A 19930-nucleotide genomic window follows, 5' to 3' on the forward strand; every position below is an offset into this window, starting at 1 on the left:
GCAGAGCCAATGCACAAATTAGCCGGCTGTTTTGTATCTCAAAAAACAGCCGGCTGCGAAATTACTGGTGATAATGCTTAGTTCATGCTTGCTTGTTCAACAATTTCTGCACTTGTTTGAGAGCTATAGCACCGACGTTGTAAGCAGCCCAGCCGCCCGCCAACAATACGGGCATCAATACTATTAGTATGCGGAAGTCAAAATCCATGAGTTCTCCTCCTAAAGTTTTTTAACAAATTCTCATAATCTATTTGTATCTCATTTTGTCGCCATTCTCTTGACTCTTTAAGCAAATATTCGGGATACGCAGGAGGACATCGCTCCGCAAGAATTGAGAGCGAAAGCGAAACTCCTGGGCGGGCGATCGGCTTTCGCTGCACCAATTATCCCACAATCTGTTTCGCAATCCCTTCCACCACCTTAGTTAGAGGGTCGTTAGGGAAGTGCAGCGCAAACACTCCCTTGCTGGCGAGCAGCATCATCTTGTCGCTGTGGGGCAGTACCCCTGCCACTGGGATTTTGTAAATACTCTCTACTTGCTGCTTCAAATCCTCGAAATCCAGCGATTCTGGGGCTTTGTTAATCGTCATCAAAATCTTGGGAACTTCTAATTTTCGGGCCACATCTACCGTGACAGCCGTTCCCTGAAAATCTTGCTGATCCGGACGCAGAATCAGCAGCAGGATGTCGGAAATGGTGATGCTGAGGAGGGTTTCTTCGTTGAGCCCCGGGTGCGTGTCTATAAATAGGTAGTCTAAGTTCAAAACCTCGATCAGTTCTTGAAAGCCGTCGGTAAGCAGTCCCACATCGTAGCCTTCCCGCAAAACTCGCGCTATTTCCCCTGCTTTAATGCTCGAAGGAATCAGGTAGAGGCTGCCGTTACTGGCTAATTTTGGCAGTAGCGAACTCACATTGTAGGCCGTATCTGCGATCGGACACCGGCCCCACAGGTAATCGTTTAGGCAGCGATCCATGTTGCTCTCGCTGAAACCGAACAGCACGTGAATCCCCGGTGATTGAATGTCTGTGTCCACAATGGCGACCCGATTTCCGCCGCGAGCGATAATAGATGCCAGGTTTGCTGTCGTGTTCGATTTGCCAGTTCCGCCCCGGTAAGAGTGGACAGAGATGATTTTGGACATGATCTGCGTATGAGGGTAAGAAACTGCGAGAACCCATTATGATGCAATTCTCGATGATGCAGTCGAGTTGTCTCTCATTCTTCCTTGCCCCCCAAATCCTCCTTATCTGTTAAACTATCAATTTTTTCATCTTTTATCATCTTTTGGGCGCCCCTCCGCTGCCGCATCTGTTTGGCTTTGGTTTGCAAATCGCTGAACTCGTCATCAGGTTTGGTTTCGGCTGAACTAGCCCCGCCGCCCGCATCGATCGGGACACCCGTTTTTGAGCCGCTTTCCGATTCAGTCACGGCGGCGCGCTGCTTCTGGTGTTTGGATTTTTCCTGCAACTGAGCTAGGTATTCGTCTGTCTGACTTTCGACCTTGGGAAGCTCTGGGGTAATGGCAATTATTTCTTGGGGTTGGGAAGGTGCTTTTTCAGAGGTTTCTTTTTTGCTAACCCTCAGTTTATCTTTCTTTTGCTGCAATTCTTTAAAGAAATCAGATTCTGTGATTTCTGCGACTTGCTGTTCTTTTTTTGCTTGGTCTATTTCAATTTTGAAGACTTGTTTTACTCGATCGCTAATTGCTTTCCCGTATCCGGCTTTATTAAATCTTTCTGCTGATACAATGCTACCGCCAGTTAAGATTAATGCCAAGGCTGGCGCTGCCACAGGCACCCACCCTCCCAACAGAAAAATCCCAAAGCTAATCGCGCAGCACCCGGACAGCACTGCTCCGAATGTCACCGTCAACTTCGCTGGGTGAGCCATCCGCGATGCCAAGGTTCCTCCGACAATTGACCATGCCGAAATCCACAGGATTTCTGCCCATTCCGGCCAAAACCACAACATCGGTCTGTTGTCTAAAACAGCACTCAAAATTTGGCTGACTACTTGTGCGTGTGCCACGATACCAGGCATGAATTGGTTGCTTTGCTGTCGCCCACTGTAAGGAGTATAGAAGAAATCTTTAACGGTTTCTGTTGTGTAACCGATGAGCACTATTTTATCTTTAACTAAATTCGGGTCAACTTTGCCTTCTAAAACATCCGTAATTCTGACTTGGTTTGCGACTTGCTCCCTGGAACGATAGTTAATTAATATTTGATATCCCCTGGCATCGGCATTTGTGTATCCTCCATCATGGCTTTCTAGTGGTTTTAATTGGGTTTTTCCCAGCCATAAAGATTGATCGGGTGCCATTTCGGGAGAAATTTTTTGCCCTTGCAGGTAGTGGAGTGCTATCTGGAGGTTGAATGAAGCTAAAACTTGAGAGTCGTCATTGCAAAGATGTTTGTCTACCGAGGATTTGCCCTCAATTGTCGGTGGTTTCATAAATAATAAAGCCCTGCGGAGTATGCCACCCGGATCGACTCCGAAATCTGCAAATCCCACCCGGTTTTCTGGCAGCCCCGGCGCAGGCGGAGAACCGGGATTGTCGGGGTTCCCGTCGGTGACTAAACATACCCCGATAATGCGATCGCTTTTTTGTAAAATTTTAGTTAATTCCTCGCGCCCGTCTCCTAAAGGTATGTCTCGCAGTACATCTAAACCGATGACTGCCGGCTGCATTTTGTCGAGTTTTTGTAAAATTTCAGCTATTGTGCGATCGGATATCGGCCACTGTTTCAGTTTCTGAATGTCTGCTTCGGTAATCCCCACAACTAGCAAACGCGAGTCTGGCTGTTCATCGGGACGCCACCTCACCATTTGGTCGTAAGCGCTTAATTCTACTGGTTCGAGTATTCCTAGCTGTCTGGCCCCCATCAAGGATAATGTGACTGCCGCGCTGGCAATTAATACAGACTTAGCCAATGCTAGTGATGGTTTATACATTTGACTCAATTGAGCCACTGCCGATCGAATGTGGTTAGATATTTTACTCATTATCCCAGCATAAAAGTTTGACTCGTTTCTGGAACAGCAGTTGTTTCACATTTTCCGCCTGCTGGAGACTTCCTCCATCTTAGAACACTCGGAAACTCCGACCACTTTGTTACAAAAATTTACAGTACGTGGCGAGGAACTGTATCCAATGATACTTGCGACCTAGGCCACCTGATTTTTCCGACAGAGAATCCACTTGCCACTCGAATTAATTAATGTTATTGATGATATGTCAAGGTTTAAATTGTGTATCTGCGCCCTCGACTAGCAGCTCAAAAATATTTGTCGCTATCAGCGAAGGCCTGTGTTTGGAATTATAGTGAAAGGTACAACAAAATGAAACGTTTTCTACATCGGGCTAAACTTGCGGTCGCCGTATCTGCGATCGCAGCTACCATACCCAGTTCACTTACACCGATGCGCGCACAATCTCAGCCGCTTCTACTGAGTCAAAATGTTAATTTCAAGCCTCCCGACGTAACAGCCCCGGCCGGCCGACAAGGAGGGACACATCGTGGCAACAAGCTTTGTCCAGCGGGTTTATCTATTACTCCTTTAGTGCCTCCAACTAATATTGGTTTAACCCTAACAGATTCTCCCACAATTTTTGTCTATATTCCTAACACCTCGCCCGCAATAGAGTTTACTTTGCTCAACGAAAAGGAGGACAAAGTGGTCTACGAAAAAACCTTTAAACTTGACAAATCGGGGATTGTTGGAGTTAGTATTCCTGCGACCGTAGACAACAACAAATCCCTTGAAGTTGGCAAGCGATACGTATGGTCATTTTCGATGGTTTGCGACCCCGAAGATCGATCGGCGGATTTAGTTGTTAAAGGGTTCGTGCAGCGCATAGAAGCCCAGGCAACTCTCAAGAGCGATTTGGCAGATCCCGACCCGATGACTAGGCTCAACGTTTATGCTCAAAATGGGATTTGGTACGAAACTCTTGCTACTTTAGCCCAAATGCGGCGCCAGACACCGGAGGATGTGAAGCTGACAGCCAAGTGGACGCAATTATTGCAGTCCCAAGGACTGGAATCAGTTGCAGCTCAACCACTGGTTGCGCCTCTTTAAATCTCGCTATTTCTTGAAGTTTTGTCGGTCTTCCGATGGCGATGTGAAAATTAACCCATTTACTCGATCGCGCCCGGGGTTAACACTCCGGGTTAAAATTAGAGATGCGATCTATAAATATTTCTACAAGTTGGTGGAAAAATGAAACGTTTTATACAATTTACTGCACTGGCGATGACTGTATTGGCGATCGCCGTTACTCTCCCCAGTTTGCTGACACCGATGCAGGCTGTGCCTGCACCCATGCTGCTGAGTCAGAATGTTAATTTCAAACCCCCAGATGTAACAGCCCCCGACAACAGGCAAGGGGGGACGCATCGAGGCTGTAAGTTACGGGATGGTTTATTCATTACTCCCTTAATACCTGAAAGCAATATTGGCTTAACGCTAACAGAGTCGCCAACATTGTTTGTATATGTTTCTCAACCGGCGGCTCAAGTAGAGTTTATTTTGCTAAACGAAGATGAATCGGAAGTAGTTTATGAAACTACTTTAAAAAATGACAAAGCCGGAATTGTTGGAGTTAGCCTTTCTGAGAAAGACCAGACAAAAAATATTGAGGTTGGTAAGCGATATGTGTGGTCGTTTGCACTAGCCTGCGATCCTCTGGAGCGTTCAGGAGATTATATTGTTAAAGGATGGATGCAGCGAATTGAACCCCAGGCAAATCTCAAGAACGATTTGGCAAATCCCGACCCTATGGCTAAGGTGATTGCTTATGCTAAGAACGGGATTTGGTACGAGACTCTTGCTACTCTAGCCGAAATGCGGCGCCTCGCACCCGATGATTCACGGCTGACGACCGAGTGGACGCAATTGTTGCAGTCCCAAGGACTAGAATCGATTGCCACTCAACCGCTAGTTCAGTCTTTTTAATAACGACTCTTCACCAATCATTGCTGATTGTTTGCACAGTCAATTCTTCAATTCTTCAACTAAGACAGCAGGAGTCCCGCACCAAACACGGTACGACCTTGAGTGACGGGACGAATGCGCGTGAGGCTCAAGAGCTGAACAAATTATCTATAAACGCAGACAGAATTTCTTCAATAAGTGATACAATCTTGTCATGAAACAAGTCCTGACACTATCTTGCAAGCTCCAAGTAGCGCCTGAGCAGTCCATCAAAATTGATGCAACCCTTCAGGCGTTCGCGAGTGCTTGTGAATATGTGAATCAAACTGTGTCGCCAACCCTGACAAATGAATTGGCGATGCAATCTTTGATATATCACGATGTCAGAGATATGTTTGGACTTTCGGCGCAGTGGGCAATCCATGCTATTAGACGAGTTTCTGGTAACAGAAAAACAGCAAAAAAAAATAGGAAATTGGTCAATAAATTTGCTCCTACTAGCGTCACTTACGATGCTCGTATCTTTTCTTTCAGGGAGAAAGATTGGACAGTAAGTTTGACTACTACTGGTGGTAGGGAGCGGTTTGCACTGGCTATCGGGAACTACCAACTTGGATTACTGAAAGGTCAAAACCCCAAGACTGCTACTTTGTGTAAACGCAAAAATGGTAGTTATTATCTCAATATTCAGCTTGAATCTCAGCCAGCCGAGCCTCCGCCAAGCGATCAAATTTTGGGCTGTGATTTGGGTAGGACTGATATTGCAGTTACTTCTGATGGAGATACATTTAGCGGCAAACAAATTACCAAAGTTAGAAATCATTATGCCAAGTTGAGAGCAAATATGCAGCGAAAAGCCACGAAAGGCACACGGAGCACTCGGCGTAGATGTCGAGAATTGTTGAAACGGTTGTCGGGCAAGGAAAAGCGCTTTCAGACATTGGTAAATCACACTATCAGTTACCGTATCGTAACGAAAGCTCAAAACAAAAATCAAATTATCGCTTTGGAAGATTTGACGGGAATTAGGGAGCGCACAAATCAGCAGCCACGCTCGAAAAAAGAGCGGAGAATTAGCAATAGCTGGGCATTCTTTCAGTTGCGCCAATTCCTAATCTACAAAGCTATAAAGCATAGCGTAAAGATTTTGTTTGTTGAGCCTAGATACACTAGCCAAATGTGCCACAAATGCAATCATATTCACCCTGTACAGGGTGAATCTTATAGAAACGGTAAAAAGTTTGCTTGTGGTCATTGTGGCTGGAAAGGTGACGCAGACTTAAACGGTAGCAAAAATATTGCTGCTATTGGGGCTTTCGTAAATAAGCCCGAAGGTTCGAGATTGTTTTGCAATTTGCAAGATCATTTCAGGGCTATTGAAAGCCCACACTGTACCTGTACTCAGGTCAGTGCTGGGTAATTTACTCCAGTGACCGAAAGCAGCCAGGGTACAAGCCCCCGTCTTTATCCTGGCACAACCAAAAAATAGTATCCGATAACAAGTCCCCGGATTCATCAGTGATATCAAATCCGTTAGCATCGGAATAGTAAATTCGAGTTGACGGTTGACTGTTCACTGTTCACGGCGTCAACAGTGAACAGTCAACCGTCAACAGTCAACATCATTCCGGTGTAACCGGAAATGATATGATATCGCTTTGTTCAATTCTCAAATTCTTCAATTCTTCAATCCAAAATCTAAAATCTAAAATCTAAAATCGATTGATGGCTAATAACTTTCCGACAATTCTAGCTCTTGATTTTGACGGTGTGATTTGTGACGGACTAATCGAATATTTCCAAACAGCTTGGCGTACCTACTGTCAAATTTGGAAACCAGTCGAAACAGTGCCCGATCCAGATTTAGCTTTGAGTTTTTACCGAGTGCGCCCAGCCATAGAAACCGGTTGGGAAATGCCGCTGCTGATCCGCGCACTACTGACAGGAATTTCCCCAGAGCAAATTTTGCTAGAGTGGCCGAATATAGTACCGTATTTGTTGACCGAAAATAATTTGAAAGCGCAGTCTGTCGGCGCTATGTTAGACGGATTGCGGGATAATTGGATTGCTGAGGATTTAGCTGGGTGGCTGTCTTTGCACCGCTTTTATCCAGGGGTTGCCGATCGGTTGCACTCGTTGCAGGAGAGTTCGGTGAAAGTGGCGATCGTCACTACAAAGGAAGGTCGTTTTGTGCGGGAACTTTTGCAGCTAGCAGGCGTAAAAATGCCGTCGGAGTTGATTTTTGGCAAGGAATACAACAAGCCGAAACACCAAATTTTGCGGGAATTTTTGGCAGCGTCTGGCAAAGATTCGACTATTTGGTTTGTGGAAGATAGGTTAAAAACTTTGCTGTCGGTGAAGCAGCAGCCGGATTTATCTCAGGTGAGGTTATTTTTGGCTGATTGGGGTTACAATACTTTGCCAGAACGGGAATCTGTGGCTCAAAATCCACCAGTTCAATTGCTTTCTCTGTCGCAGTTTGCCGGAGATTTTCCCGCTTGGCTGCCGATCGACTGTTGATGTTAGATTTGTTTACAGGTGGGATTTTTTTTCGCTTTTCAGAGTCAAAAAAAATCACAAAATTTTACATCTTTTTTGTTGACTTTTGCGGCGTAGACATGGTATTTTAATATAATGGGATGGTGGCAAAAATATTATTTTTGCCACCATCCCATTATAAGATAAATATAACAGAAATCCCTCAAAAAAGCAAGGCAATAGTCTAAAAAAAATGTTTTTTTTAGACTATTGCAGGTACTCTTGAACTCAAAAAATGGTTTTTTCACTATTTATGCGGGCGGGCACGAAGTATTTTAATTTATCAAACCGCGTGTATGACAAAAAACCAAGCTTCGGCACCCAAAGTTTGAAAAGTGTTTTGATAATTTCTCAGCTTGAAAGCTTTCTAATATTGAGACTTAAAACCCATGCTCGATTTAACTAAAGCAGCCAAGGCAATGCAGGGAATGAGCCAACATTTGAATGTGGAAGCGGCTGCCGCTCGCCAGCGTTTGGAAGTGGCTCAGAATTTGCTGGTAAAGGCTGCAGCGGAACAGGAAAAATTGGTGGAATTGCAAGAGAATTGGCGCGATCGCACTTTATTCAATGCTGCAACGCCGATCGAGCCATTGTCCGATCGCACCTACATCACCGCACCCCCCGCCGCCCACACAGTCTTCGCCACAGACGGATCGCAAATTTCCCCCAACCATCACGAAATAGCCTACTGCTACCTGCTAAACGTCGGCACAGTCATGCTGCACTACGGACAAAGCCGCCACCCAGTTTTAGACAGCGTGCCCGAGGTTTTCTACAAACCCGAAGACTTGTACGGTTCGCGACAGTGGGGAATTAGAACCGAAGAATGGATGGGATATCGGCGCGCAGTTTCCGAAGCAATTGCCTTAGCAGAAATGGGCTGCAATTGGGCAAAAGTTAACGACAATAAATTGCCCGCGCCAGCTTTAGCAATGGTAGACGGTTCCCTGATTTATTGGTTTTTGGAACAGTTACCAAGTGAAGCGCGCGATCAAATTTTGCTGCCAATTTTAGAATCTTGGGACAAGTTGCGTTTAGCAGGAATTCCCCTCTTAGGATACTTAAGCGCTTCTCGCAGCAGCGAAAGCTTATCTTTTTTACGATTTGAAGCTTGCACCCACGAAGTACCAGACTGCATGACAAATTGCCCAAACGTGGGATTTGCCGCCACAATTTCTTTCGCCGAAAAAGCACCTTGTCAAGAATTTGAACCTTTGCGCGATGCCATCTTGTGGGCAACAATCCTGTCACCGGGACAAAGAAGCCCTTTGTGGAAATCCCAAGCTCGAATTTTAGATTTGTACGGTCTTAATTCCGTCTATTTCTGTTACGTTCACGTCGGCACAGAAATTGCTAGAATAGAAGTGCCGGAATGGGTAGCACAAGATACAGCACAGCTAGATTTAGCATTAGGAATGATGCTGGCTCAAGTACACAAAGGAGGCGGCTATCCGGTGACGCTAGCAGAAGCTCACAATCAAGCGGTAGTCACGGGGGGTGATCGAAGTCGCTTTTTCGCTTTGTTAGAGCAGCAAATGATTAAAGCCGGCTTAAAAAATGTCGGAATTTCGTATAAGGAAACACGGAAGCGCGGCAGTATTGCTTAAAGTAATAAGTAGAGTAATCTTGGACGCAGAAACGGGGTTTTTACGGAAATACGGCATTTAAGCCTTTAACACAGATAAAAAACCCGGTTGCTTTGGGATTGCTGCGTAAGTTATGTAGAGTTAAAATAGAGTTAAAAATGTTATATGCCAATAGAACTAATTATCTTAATTGCTTCGTTACTTGTATCTTGGCTGGTGTTTAATTGGGCTTTTAAAGTGTTGAAAGCCAGCATCGGGACAGCGATTGCTTTAGCAGCAATTGTGCTGGCGATGCAGTTATTGTTTGGCATCGGCCCCAATCAGTTGTTTCAACATATAATTCACTTGCCCGAAACCCTGGGTAAAATAATTTCGGGCAAGTGAGCCGATTTGAGATTTTAGATTTTAGATTCTTTTAGATACCAGACTTGAAGAAGTCTGGTATCTGGGTATTCGGATAATTTTCCCTATTATCGATAATTCATCCGTGTATCCGTGTCAAAATCCGTGTCGTGCCTTCCTTCATATATTAACTTCCCAGCATTTGCAACTTGTACAAACTGGCATACAAACCTTCTAGCTGCAACAATTCTTCGTGGCTACCAGATTCTACTAACTGCCCGCGTTTGAGAACTAAAATACGATCGACATTTCGGATAGTCGAGAGCCTGTGGGCAATAATTATCGCCGTTCTGTCCGCCATCAAACGCTCTAGAGCTTCTTGAATTAAAGCTTCCGTCCCCACATCCAAACTAGCCGTTGCCTCGTCTAGAACTAAAATACTGGGATTGCGAATAGCGGCGCGAGCAAACGCTAATAATTGCTTTTGTCCCCCCGAAAGATTGGTTCCCCGTTCGCGCAATTGCGTATCATAACCTTGAGGCAATTGTTCGATTAAACGGGCAACATTAGTCTTTTCTGCTGCTGCTTGAATTTCCTCAATCGAGTAACTTTCTCCCAGGCTGATATTGCTCTTCACGTCACCAGCAAATAGAAAGCCATCTTGGATAATTACGCCTATGTGCCTGCGTAACTCTGCTTGAGGCAAATCCCGAATATCCACATGATTAACCAGAATCCGTCCTCGGCTAGGTTCGTAAAGGCGGCACAGGAGACGGATAATCGAACTTTTGCCCGCCCCGGTGGGGCCAACTAATGCTACTTTTTCGCCGGATTTGATGGTGAAATTGAGGTTTTGCAGGACATATTCGTCTTGTTTATAAGCAAACCACACGTTGTCAAATTGGATTTCTCCCGATTCAGAATTCTGCGATTTTGCATTTTCTCCTCCCCTTAGCAAGGTGGGGTTGGCGGGGGGTGATTGGGGATTGTTAGGCACTAAACGATATTCTGAACTTGCTGGATTTTGATGATTATCTGGCAATTCTCGATCGAACGGAGACAAGTTGTAAGCCGTTGCCTCTGGATGTCCAGTTATCAACAACGGTGAATAACCTGCCCTTCTTCCTTCTTCCCTCTTCCCTCTCCCTTCAAACATCCGTGTATCCGTGTCAAAATCGGTGTTGTGCCCTTCCTTCTTCCCGCTGGTTGGATCTTTAATTTCGATCGGTTCATTGAGAATATCGCTAATGCGTTCGACAGCGGTAAATCCTGCTTGAATTGCAGTGAATTTCTCAGCAAATTGCCGCAGCGGATCGAAGAGACGCTGAGCAAATAAAATGAATGCCGAGAGAGTACCGAAGTTAAGATTACCGGCTAAAACCCTTTGACCACCCATCCACAAAACGGCTGCAATCGCCACTAAAGCAATCCATTCTAATGTCGCAGATACGGCTGAGTCGTAAAATATAGTTTTGTCAACTGCTTTAATGTAGCGTTTATTGGTCACGCGAAACAATTGTGAATTGAACCTTTCGCGGCGGAATAGCTGCACTACGCCAATACCAGTCAGGTTTTCTTGCAGTTGTGCGTTTAGTTCGGAAAGTTCTTCTCTGGTATTGTAATTGGCTATGCGATATTGGTACTGGAAATAAACTATGACTGCGGTAATTGGTATCATCATCAGCACCAACATTAAAGCCAGTTGCCACTGCATGGTAAACATGAAAATGGCAATTACTAAAATTGAAAATAGATCGCTGACAATGCCGATCGCCCCTGAAGAGAAAACCTCTCCCAAAGCTTCTACATCGCTGGTGAGGCGAGTCATCAATTTACCGACCGGAGTGCGATCGAAAAATCTCACTGCTAGCGATGTGACGTGGGCGAACAAATCATTTCTAATATCTGTAGTAATTATTTGCCCTACTTTGGTAACTAAATAGCCTTGAAGTGATTGCAGTGCTAATCTAAGTGTTATAGTTAGCATGAGCAAAATAGCCAAAATATTCAATGCAGCAGATAGAGACAATCCCCGTAAGAATTCGTAGGTAGGTTCCGAGCGAATTACCGAAATTGCCTGTCCGATGAGAATGGGTTGAATTGCTCCTGAGACTGCTAGCGGTACTAATAGTGCGATCGAAATAATCAACAAGCGTTTGCTGCGGGTTGCGTAAGATGCCAACCTCATGAATAACCGCCAGTCTGTTTCCTGGCCGGATTTGTTTTTGGTATCTGCTACTGGTGAGGAAGTTGTCATCCGATTTTAGATTTTAGATTTTAGATTTTAGATTGCAGAAGCTATTATGCTGCTAAATTCGGCGGCTTTTTCTTTTTCTGAGGATATCGAGCTTTTTTTCGCGGCGCGGCTTGTAGGGCGGGCTGGCGAGATCAGTTCGATCAGCTTTGAGCAAAAAAGCTGTACAATATATCCAACTAATAATTGTAGCAAATAGAGTCAGTCAAATTAAGAAATCTTCTACAGATCCAGCAAATTATCCAACCATACAGCGCTCAGTCACCCATATTTATTACAATTGCGGATACCCGCTACTTGCCACTTTATGCCTTTAGACATAGAGTTTGCCACTGGTTTTAGTTACTGTGTCAAATGCTGGGTTTTTAAAAGGCAGTTCACTGCATTAAAGAGATTGATTTTACATTTAACCGTTGCCCCACGGAAATTGTATTAGACTTTTTGCTGATAAATTATGCACGAAATAGAGACAGCCCGATTGTATCTGAGACAATTTACGCCCGACGACTTAGATGACCTGTACCGCATCTACAGCGATCCGGAAATAATGAAATACCTCACAGGAGTTAAAACTAGAGAAGCAACACAAATCGCCATTCATACCATGCTCCAACGTTGGGAACAAAACAACTTCGGAATGTGGGCTTTAGTACATAAAATAGACCGTAAATTGATCGGTCGCTGCGGACTTGCTTTTCTGGATCAGACACCGGAAGTTGAGCTGGGCTATGCGCTAGACAAAGTTTATTGGAATCAAGGATTGGTGACAGAAGCATCTTTTGCTAGTCTCAACTATGGATTTAAAATATTAAATTTGGATAGAATAGTTGCGATCGCCCGACCAGAAAATATCGCCTCTCAGCGCGTGATACAGAAAGTTGGCATGAAATATGAAAAAAATGCTCGTTATTACGAAACTGATGTACTGTATTACTCTATCTCCCGAGAAACCTACGAGTCAAAAGTAGTTTTGTAGGGTGTGCATTGCACACCTTACTGCATTTAAATTACTCACATTGCAAATTGGCATTATTGCCTGCTGACAACTACGAAGTTCTTTGCAATTGCTTGTTAACTTTTTGAATTTTCTTAGCAAAATACTCTTGTCTGTGTCCCAATCTTTTAGCCACGTCCAACCCTTTTTGATAGGATTCCAAAGCTTTATCGTAAGCCTTCATCTCTTGATAAACTTGACCGATATTGTCATAAGTGTTCATCAATCCGTAGAAATTGTAAGCCCGCTCTTCTAACAGCAACTGCATTTGATAAATCCGCAAAGTCGGCTCCCACTGCTTTTGCGATCGGTAAAGTAAAGCTAATTTATCCAAAGCTTCACTAGCTTGGGCATACTGTTGAATGGGGACGGCTAAATTGTAGGCTTCCTGATAGTATTGAGCTGCTAAATTGATTTGACCTATGGTTTGGTAATCACTGGCGATCGCAATTTTGAGCGGTGGTATAGCGCTGGGATTTTGCAGGTTGACATACACTGATGCTAGTTTTTCCCTGGCTGCGATCGCCTTTAGGGGTTGTTTCGACTGCTGGTAAACGTAAGCCAACTGTCTCAGGGTATCTACCTCAGTTGGAGGAGTTACAGGCTGCGGCGGCGCACCGTTTCCCGCAACTACAGCAGAATTTTGCACAGCAGAATTAGCAGCAAATAAATCGCGGTTTTCCTGAATTAAAGTAGCCAATTCCTCATACACCGGAGCAGCTTTATCGTAACTCAACCAATTGATGTGAATTAGCCCGATCGCCTTCAAAATCTGACCTTCAGCCAATATATCTTGGTTTTGGCGCGCATTTTCGAGAATTTCTTGGTAAACTTCTACAGTCGGCCCTTTAGCGCGCACCTGCTGAAAAGCCGCAGCGAAGGCGGGGAGCAACTCAGTATTAAGTGGTACTTGGGATTTGACTTCTTTTTGAATTGCTTGCAACCGTTTGGTAATAAGCTGTAGTTCGAGGTTTTTACCGTTACTCCAAGCAAAACTTCCCACCCGACTCAAAGCAGCAATTTCCGCCGCCGGCCCCAGATACCTCCGCAGCCGCAATTCTCGGAACCAAATTTCAAAAGCACCAGCGCCGTCTCCAGCTTGCAGTTTAGCCGCTGCTTCTAAGTTTAACTCTTCCAAAGCCGCTGTCAGTTCGTCCCGCTGAGTGCTGCTCAAAGATTCGTTAGCGGGAGCTAGGGGATCGGGTGTGGTAATTTCTAGAGGATTAGGAGAAAATTGATCGAGGCCTGGTGGATTAGTTTGGGCGCTAGCAATAGAACCAGCACACAGCCACAAGAAAAGCAAGCACCCAATTGGCACAGAACTTCTCATTCTTAAAATTTTGTTGCCGCGATTCGGCATCTTTTCTGGAAACATCAAGTTTTGCATATCTACAAAACGGTATAAATTATGTTACAAAGATGGCACAAAAGCAAACTGTTCAACAAGAGCAACAAAATAAATGTCACCGCACTGAGCAATTATTGGGATTTAAAGACGCTGGGCGATCCTCTTCGTTGGCGTAGCCCCCGTAGGGGCGGGCTTCGCCAACGTATTTTACGCTTATTCAGTCTAGCCCTAATTCTCTTAACTGTTTGCACAGCTTGCGCCCCCCCTCCCGCAGTTGCAAAAGACCGCTCTTTTCCAGAAATGTCTCTAGAATTTTTGGGCGAGTACCAATTGCCAAAAATGAATTTTGAAGGAGTACCAGTCGGCGGTTTGTCAGGAATTACCTACGACCCCAAAGGTATTAGCGCAGTCACTTCCAAAGCTTATCGCTTTTACGCTCTTTCCGACGACCCCAGCGAAAACGGAGAAGCCAGATTTTACAGTCTCCGACTCGATCTCACATCAAGCGACCCAGCAAATATTCGCCTGAAAAAAGTTACCGTTGAAGGCGTTACCTCCCTCAAAAAAGCAGACGGTGAAACCTTCTCTTGGGGTTCCATCAATCCCGAAGGCATCGCCCTTTCTCCCCGCAACTCAGTATTTGTCGCCAGCGAAGGCGTTACTCATGTTGGCATCCCTCCTTTTCTCGGTGAATTTGACCTCAAAACAGGGCAAATGCGGGGAAATTTGCCGATACCAAAGCGCTATATTCCCGATGCCAGCGATGAAAAACAGCAGCAAGGAGTGGTGGACAATTTAGGTTTTGAATCTTTAACCATCGACCCAGAAACCTTTAGTCCGGGCGGTCTCGATCCGTTTCGTTTGTTCGCAGCTACGGAAGCGCCGTTAATGCAAGATTTAGACCCCGAACAGGCAAGCAAACTCCGTATTTTACATTATATCATCGTCGATAAAACGCCGCAATTAGTCTCAGAAAATCTTTACACTCTCGACCAAGTTCCCATGACTATTTTGAACGGTTTAACAGAATTAGTAACAATCGGTGGCGGTCAGATTTTGAGTTTAGAACGTTCTTTTGGGCTGTCGGGATACAGCGCTAGGATTTATCAAGTAGCGGTTGGGGCGGCTACAGATACTTCGAGAATTCAGAGTTTTAAAGGACGAGTGGGAATGGTAGAACCTGTTAGGAAAAAGTTGCTGCTAGACTTAAGCCAACTCGGAATTCCGCTATATAACTTAGAGGGAATGACCCTCGGCCCGCGCTTGCCCGACGGCAGCCAGAGTGTAGTTTTGGTCAGCGACGACAATTTTGATGAAGCGCAGAAAACTCAGTTTATTTTGTTGAGTTTGAAAACCCAAAATTAGTATTAGGACGCCTTATTTTTTAGTCCGCGAAGGCGGACTTCGTTTGTATAGCAGCGGTTTCAACCGCCGAGTGTTCAACAGAGTAATTAACTACCGCCAGTCATGCCAACTCGTAAGACTTTGCACTTGCCAGAAATCGAACTTTCCTACCTAGAATGGCAGCCAGAAACTGGGAAAGAAAAATCTCCCCGTTTGCTGCTGCTGCACGGTTTAGCAGATAGTGCGTGTGTCTGGACTAGCTTGGGCAATTACTTGTCCAACCGCTATCATATTGTAGCGCCCGATATGCGCGGTCACGGAGAAAGTAGCAAACCGAAAACAGGCTATACTTTTGAAAGTGCGATCGCAGATTTAGAAGCTTTGATGGCACATCTCAACTGGCCAGACGCCCACATTTTAGGACATTCTTGGACGGGAAAACTAGCACCGATTTGGGCGAGGCAAAATCCCGATCGCTTTTGCAGTATGATTTTAGTAGACCCCATCTTCATCACCAAACTGCCCGCCGCGATGAAACTCACGCTGCCAATTGTTTACCGAAAATTAGACTGTCTCAAATGTGTGGGCCCGTTTGCGACTTTAGCCCAAGCAGAAGCAGCAGCCAAACAATCGGGAGAATACGCAGATTGGAGTGACGTGCAGCAAAGGGTATTCCAACACCAAATCGAACAAAAATCAGACGGAAAGTGGGGCAGTAAATTTACGATTGCAGCCAGAAATCAGATATTTGCAGAAGTGATGAAAGTTGCCGGTTTAACTGAAAATATTGAGATACCGACTTTGTTCCTACAGCCGGAAAAAGGCGTAAATCGCATGGATTGGCAAATGCAGCCCTACAAGAGATACTTGAAAAATCTTACCGTTGCAAAAGTACCTGGGAATCACTGGTCTTTTTTGACTGAACCGGAAACTTTTAATCAAACTGTGGCAGATTTTTTAGAGGGTAGAAGACAGTGAATCTAGAAATTATCGCACATCGGGGATTTTCGGCGATCGCCCCGGAGAATACTTTAGCAGCTTTTGAACTGGCGATCGCCCGTGGAGCTCATTCGATCGAATTTGACATCCAGCTATCCGCCGACAACGTACCAGTGATTTTTCACGACGCAACATTAGATAGAATCACTGGAGTTTCGGGCAAAGTTAGGGAAACAACCCTGTCTCAATTGCAGACACTGAATGCGGGAAAATGGTTTAGCGATGAATTTTCACAAGAAAAAATTCCTACCTTAAAAGAATCATTAGCTATCCTCAAAAATGTTGACAAATTTCTTTACTTTGATGTCAAGCCGCACTGCGAGTGGTCGGATGCAGATGTCGCGGATTTTGTCAATACTTTGAAGGGCGAAGAAATCCAACACAAATGCGTTATTACCTCCTTTAACGAGGGATTTCTGGAACAAGTGCGGCGGCTATCTGGCGATTTGGCGATCGGACACATTGTTGCTAATCTAGAAGCATACAAAACTCAATTAGCTCAAGCTGTAGCCCATCAGGATAATTTGATTAGCAGTCTGTATCGCGTGTTGCTGGAAAACCCCGCGCTAATTCAAGAAAGCCGGAGTCAGGGAGTGGACATTGTGGCCTGGACGGTGGACGATCGAGCGGATATGCAAAAGTTAATTGATTTGGGTATAACGCGGATAGTCACTAATTGTTTGATATAATCTTTTTAACTTGATATCTTGCGCCATTATCAAGAACGGGCAAGATGCCCGTTCCACAAAACTCACTTAATAGATGAATTACTTTCGCAAAAGCATCCACGAAATGTCTGGCTATGTGCCGGGGGAACAGCCACCGCTAGGCACAAAAATTATTAAACTAAATTCTAATGAAAATCCCTATCCGCCTTCTCCCAAAGCCTTAAAAGTGCTTCAGGAAATAGACGGAGAAATGCTGCGCCGCTATCCAGATCCAACTGGCAAACTTTTCCGCATTGCTGCTAGTAAAGTTTTGGGAGTTGCTGAGGATTGGATTGTTGTAGGTAACGGCAGCGACGATTTATTAAACTTGATAGTTCGCGCTGTGGGGGAATCTGGGAAACAGATTGTTTGTCCCTCACCTACATATGTATTGTACCGCACTTTGGCAGAAATTCAAGATACAGAATTTGTTGAAGTTCCTTATCCCGACGACTACAAGTTACCAGTCGATTTGCTAATAGCAGCCCAGGGTGCAGTGACATTTGTAGCCTCGCCAAACAGTCCATCGGGAACAGCCATATCTGTTGCAGATTTGGAGAAACTGGCTAAAGAGTTATCGGGCATTCTTGTCATCGACGAAGCTTATGTAGATTTCGCAGAAAATAATGCTTTGGAATTGACAAAAAAGTACAGTAATGTTATAGTATTGAGGACGCTTTCCAAAGGTTATTCCCTAGCAGGATTGAGGCTGGGTTTTGCCATAGCAAATCCGGCTCTGCTGGCTGAATTAAATAAAGTCAAAGACAGCTATAATGTGGATGCTTTAGCCTATGCAGTGGCGACGGGTGCGATCGCAGATCAAGACCACAAAACAGCCAACGCCGAAAAGATTAAGGCTTCGCGAGCAAAACTAGCCGTTAGCTTCAAGGAATTAGGCTTTGACGTTTGGCCCTCGCAAACCAACTTTTTGTTAGTTAGGCCACCAAACGGCGATGCAGAAAGGCTCTATCAAACACTCAAAGTACGGGGAATATTGATTCGATACTTCAATCAGCCGCGATTGGAAGACAAATTGCGGATTAGTGTAGGTACTGATGAACAGAATCAAATCTTAGTTAAAACTTTGAAAGAAATCCTATAAAGAGCGATCGCACTAAAATTAGTTTGTAATGAGGAATGCAAGTCCTCAAATTTTTATGAGGACTTGCATTCCTCACTAGAAACAGCTTGATTACGGATAATTATTAGGATTATCAATAGCCAACCCTTCTGAATGAGCAATATCCAGCAATCTCTTGTCCGCCGAAACAAAAACCAGTTGAGTATCTGGCACGAAAAAACGAACGAGAGTAGATTGAACCCGCAAAGCTGACGCTAATTGCACAGAATCATAAGCCCGCAGCGGGTTTTGCATCACCAGTGCACCCGCTGTTTCTATCAAAGTGCGATCGACTTCAAGAACTTCATACTGGTTGTCAAAATCCGTGCGAAAATCTCCCATAAGTTGGTCAACCTCATCGACAGATAGACTACCCTCTCGTTGACGGCGTGAAAAAGCGCTGCATACCTCCACCCAAGTAATCTGAGAAATCGCGAGAAAGTTACCTGCTGCTGGAAGAGTAATTGATTGAATCCAATTACTTCCCAATTCGGGCACATACCGTTTAACCAAAGCGCTGGTGTCTAAGAAATAGGCATTTACCACGGGCCGCGATCCTCAATAACGATTTCAGAAAGAGGTTTCCCCACTCTTCCCTTCAGTTTTTCAAACAGTTCGCGCCGCTTTTGTTCTGCGGCTGCATCTAGCTTAAACTGTTTTGTTGGAAAAGGCACCAATTGCCCTTCTGTCATCATCTTAATCATCGACTTTTGGCGCTGCGACACTTCCGCTACAATTGTGATTTGCACAGTTTCCCCATCATTCAATGACAAAGGACTCAGGGGACGAAAAACCCCGTTTTCGTACACAGCAGCAATAGTTTCTGGCATAATTAGCCTCTTAATTAAATGCTTTGACTTATTGTACTTCTTTTAATTACTTCGTTGCCACCACAGCCAAATTCCAAGCCAAGCGCTTCATCAAAGGCAACTTCTTCAAAAAGCCATCCAACCCTTCTAGCCGAGAGTATTCCGGTTTCAATCTCTCTTGTTCAATGATAATCTTTTTCCAATAACGCTCCTCATTTGGATGCACTTTTTCTATCAAATAAAAGCGCAAAAAAATCCAAAGCGATGTCAGCCAAAACGTATCATAAGCCGTCTCCGAAAACAAAGACTTGACCACATTCACAATATTAATATCCAAAGGACTTTCATCCTCAGTCCGCACCTCAGTTGCCATCCTGCGGTAAACATTAATCACGGGATTGTGCTTCATCGGGTCCCAAAAACAAGCTTTACCCCCAGGCTTCAGCACGCGGTGCATTTCGCGAATTGCCTTTTCAGGTTCCGGTAAATGGTGCAGCAAATTAGAAGCGTAAACAATATCAAAACTATTGTCCGGGAAATCCATAGCCATTGCATTCACCGTGCAGCCGTCTATTTGGACGCCGTTTTTCTCTGCCAATTTCAGAGCAACTTCTACCATGCCCTGAGAATAGTCAGCCGCCACACAATTCGCACCTTTTTTGGCAAAGTAAACGCTATTTTCTCCCGCGCCGCAGCCTAAATCTAACAGGCGTTTACCTGTAATATCGCCCATTTGCTGGACGATAAATCTATTTTCTGGGGCGGTACAAGCTTCAAAGTAATCATTAACTCGAATGCCGTCAATATCGATTGTGGATGCCCAAGCATCGTGGAATTGCCGCTCTTTTTTTAAAGTTTCGTCTTGCATTTTTCAAGAGTTGGTTATTAGTAAAAAAAGTAATTTTAAACCGCAGATAAACCCGGATAAAGGCAGATTAATTGAGATTTAT

General features: G+C 44.7%; 19 protein-coding genes. 11 read left to right on the forward strand and 8 right to left on the reverse strand.

What is annotated here, in order from left to right; genetic code table 11:
* Positions 1 to 82: 82 nt before the first annotated feature.
* The 3 genes from QUA43_RS23070 to QUA43_RS23080 form a co-directional block, all read right to left on the reverse strand.
* Entirely contained in the window at positions 83 to 208 is a 126-nt protein-coding gene (locus QUA43_RS23070) for a photosystem II protein Y (protein ID WP_333053037.1), read from the reverse strand.
* Between the two features lie 175 nt (positions 209 to 383).
* Positions 384 to 1142 (reverse strand): MinD/ParA family protein, encoded by a 759-nt coding sequence (locus tag QUA43_RS23075; protein ID WP_333229759.1) that lies wholly within the window; start codon positions 1140 to 1142, stop codon positions 384 to 386.
* Positions 1143 to 1216: 74 nt separating this feature from the next.
* The gene (locus QUA43_RS23080) at positions 1217 to 3007 is read right to left on the reverse strand and encodes a CHASE2 domain-containing protein (RefSeq protein WP_333376739.1); all 1791 of its coding nucleotides are present in this window, start codon (positions 3005 to 3007) and stop codon (positions 1217 to 1219) included.
* A 336-nt stretch (positions 3008 to 3343) separates the two neighbouring features.
* Between QUA43_RS23080 and QUA43_RS23085 the strand changes: the two genes are divergently transcribed.
* The 6 genes from QUA43_RS23085 (at position 3344) to QUA43_RS23110 (ending at position 9447) form a co-directional block, all read left to right on the forward strand.
* The gene (locus QUA43_RS23085) at positions 3344 to 4084 is read left to right on the forward strand and encodes a DUF928 domain-containing protein (protein ID WP_333376740.1); all 741 of its coding nucleotides are present in this window, start codon (positions 3344 to 3346) and stop codon (positions 4082 to 4084) included.
* Between the two features lie 141 nt (positions 4085 to 4225).
* A complete protein-coding gene (locus tag QUA43_RS23090) occupies positions 4226 to 4960 on the forward strand; it encodes a DUF928 domain-containing protein (RefSeq protein WP_333376742.1) in 735 nt (244 codons plus the stop codon).
* A gap of 193 nt (positions 4961 to 5153) precedes the next feature.
* Positions 5154 to 6359, forward strand: a complete 1206-nt coding sequence (locus QUA43_RS23095; RefSeq protein WP_333376743.1) for a transposase — start codon at positions 5154 to 5156, stop codon at positions 6357 to 6359.
* Between the two features lie 305 nt (positions 6360 to 6664).
* Positions 6665 to 7459 (forward strand): HAD family hydrolase, encoded by a 795-nt coding sequence (locus QUA43_RS23100; RefSeq protein ID WP_333376744.1) that lies wholly within the window; start codon positions 6665 to 6667, stop codon positions 7457 to 7459.
* A 407-nt stretch (positions 7460 to 7866) separates the two neighbouring features.
* Positions 7867 to 9084 (forward strand): DNA double-strand break repair nuclease NurA, encoded by a 1218-nt coding sequence (locus QUA43_RS23105; RefSeq protein WP_333376746.1) that lies wholly within the window; start codon positions 7867 to 7869, stop codon positions 9082 to 9084.
* 144 nt (positions 9085 to 9228) lie between these two features.
* Positions 9229 to 9447 (forward strand): hypothetical protein, encoded by a 219-nt coding sequence (locus tag QUA43_RS23110; protein ID WP_333376748.1) that lies wholly within the window; start codon positions 9229 to 9231, stop codon positions 9445 to 9447.
* 145 nt (positions 9448 to 9592) lie between these two features.
* Here the strand turns inward: QUA43_RS23110 and QUA43_RS23115 are convergent, their stop codons facing one another.
* Entirely contained in the window at positions 9593 to 11662 is a 2070-nt protein-coding gene (locus QUA43_RS23115; protein WP_333376749.1) for an ABC transporter ATP-binding protein, read from the reverse strand.
* A gap of 451 nt (positions 11663 to 12113) precedes the next feature.
* Here QUA43_RS23115 and QUA43_RS23120 point away from each other — a divergent pair, with 451 nt between their 5' ends.
* Complete coding sequence (locus tag QUA43_RS23120; RefSeq protein WP_333376751.1) at positions 12114 to 12635, forward strand: GNAT family N-acetyltransferase; 522 nt, start codon at positions 12114 to 12116, stop codon at positions 12633 to 12635.
* A gap of 70 nt (positions 12636 to 12705) precedes the next feature.
* On the opposite strand, the gene QUA43_RS23125 is transcribed toward QUA43_RS23120, so the two are convergent.
* Positions 12706 to 14028 carry a tetratricopeptide repeat protein gene (locus QUA43_RS23125; RefSeq protein ID WP_333376753.1) on the reverse strand — a complete coding sequence of 441 codons (1323 nt, stop codon included), beginning with the start codon at positions 14026 to 14028 and terminating at the stop codon, positions 12706 to 12708.
* Between the two features lie 273 nt (positions 14029 to 14301).
* Here QUA43_RS23125 and QUA43_RS23130 point away from each other — a divergent pair, with 273 nt between their 5' ends.
* The 4 genes from QUA43_RS23130 (at position 14302) to hisC (ending at position 18153) form a co-directional block, all read left to right on the forward strand.
* Positions 14302 to 15366: an esterase-like activity of phytase family protein gene (locus tag QUA43_RS23130; protein WP_333376754.1), complete on the forward strand. Its 1065-nt coding sequence runs from the start codon at positions 14302 to 14304 to the stop codon at positions 15364 to 15366.
* Between the two features lie 102 nt (positions 15367 to 15468).
* Positions 15469 to 16323 (forward strand): alpha/beta hydrolase, encoded by an 855-nt coding sequence (locus tag QUA43_RS23135; protein WP_333376755.1) that lies wholly within the window; start codon positions 15469 to 15471, stop codon positions 16321 to 16323.
* Positions 16320 to 17033 carry a glycerophosphodiester phosphodiesterase family protein gene (locus QUA43_RS23140; protein WP_333376757.1) on the forward strand — a complete coding sequence of 238 codons (714 nt, stop codon included), beginning with the start codon at positions 16320 to 16322 and terminating at the stop codon, positions 17031 to 17033. Before QUA43_RS23135 ends, QUA43_RS23140 begins: the two co-directional genes overlap by 4 nt.
* A gap of 73 nt (positions 17034 to 17106) precedes the next feature.
* Entirely contained in the window at positions 17107 to 18153 is a 1047-nt protein-coding gene (gene hisC, locus QUA43_RS23145; RefSeq protein WP_333376759.1) for a histidinol-phosphate transaminase, read from the forward strand.
* Positions 18154 to 18243: 90 nt separating this feature from the next.
* Here the strand turns inward: hisC and QUA43_RS23150 are convergent, their stop codons facing one another.
* From QUA43_RS23150 to QUA43_RS23160, 3 genes are read right to left on the reverse strand one after another with little or no spacing between them, the layout of a single operon-like run.
* Positions 18244 to 18717 (reverse strand): type II toxin-antitoxin system VapC family toxin, encoded by a 474-nt coding sequence (locus QUA43_RS23150; protein ID WP_333376761.1) that lies wholly within the window; start codon positions 18715 to 18717, stop codon positions 18244 to 18246.
* Positions 18711 to 19001 carry an antitoxin family protein gene (locus QUA43_RS23155; RefSeq protein WP_333376763.1) on the reverse strand — a complete coding sequence of 97 codons (291 nt, stop codon included), beginning with the start codon at positions 18999 to 19001 and terminating at the stop codon, positions 18711 to 18713. Before QUA43_RS23155 ends, QUA43_RS23150 begins: the two co-directional genes overlap by 7 nt.
* Positions 19002 to 19047: 46 nt before the next feature.
* Complete coding sequence (locus QUA43_RS23160) at positions 19048 to 19848, reverse strand: class I SAM-dependent methyltransferase (RefSeq protein WP_333376765.1); 801 nt, start codon at positions 19846 to 19848, stop codon at positions 19048 to 19050.
* Positions 19849 to 19930: the final 82 nt, after the last annotated feature.

The sequence above is a fragment of the Microcoleus sp. N9_B4 genome (assembly GCF_036701635.1).
Taxonomy (GTDB): domain Bacteria; phylum Cyanobacteriota; class Cyanobacteriia; order Cyanobacteriales; family Microcoleaceae; genus Microcoleus.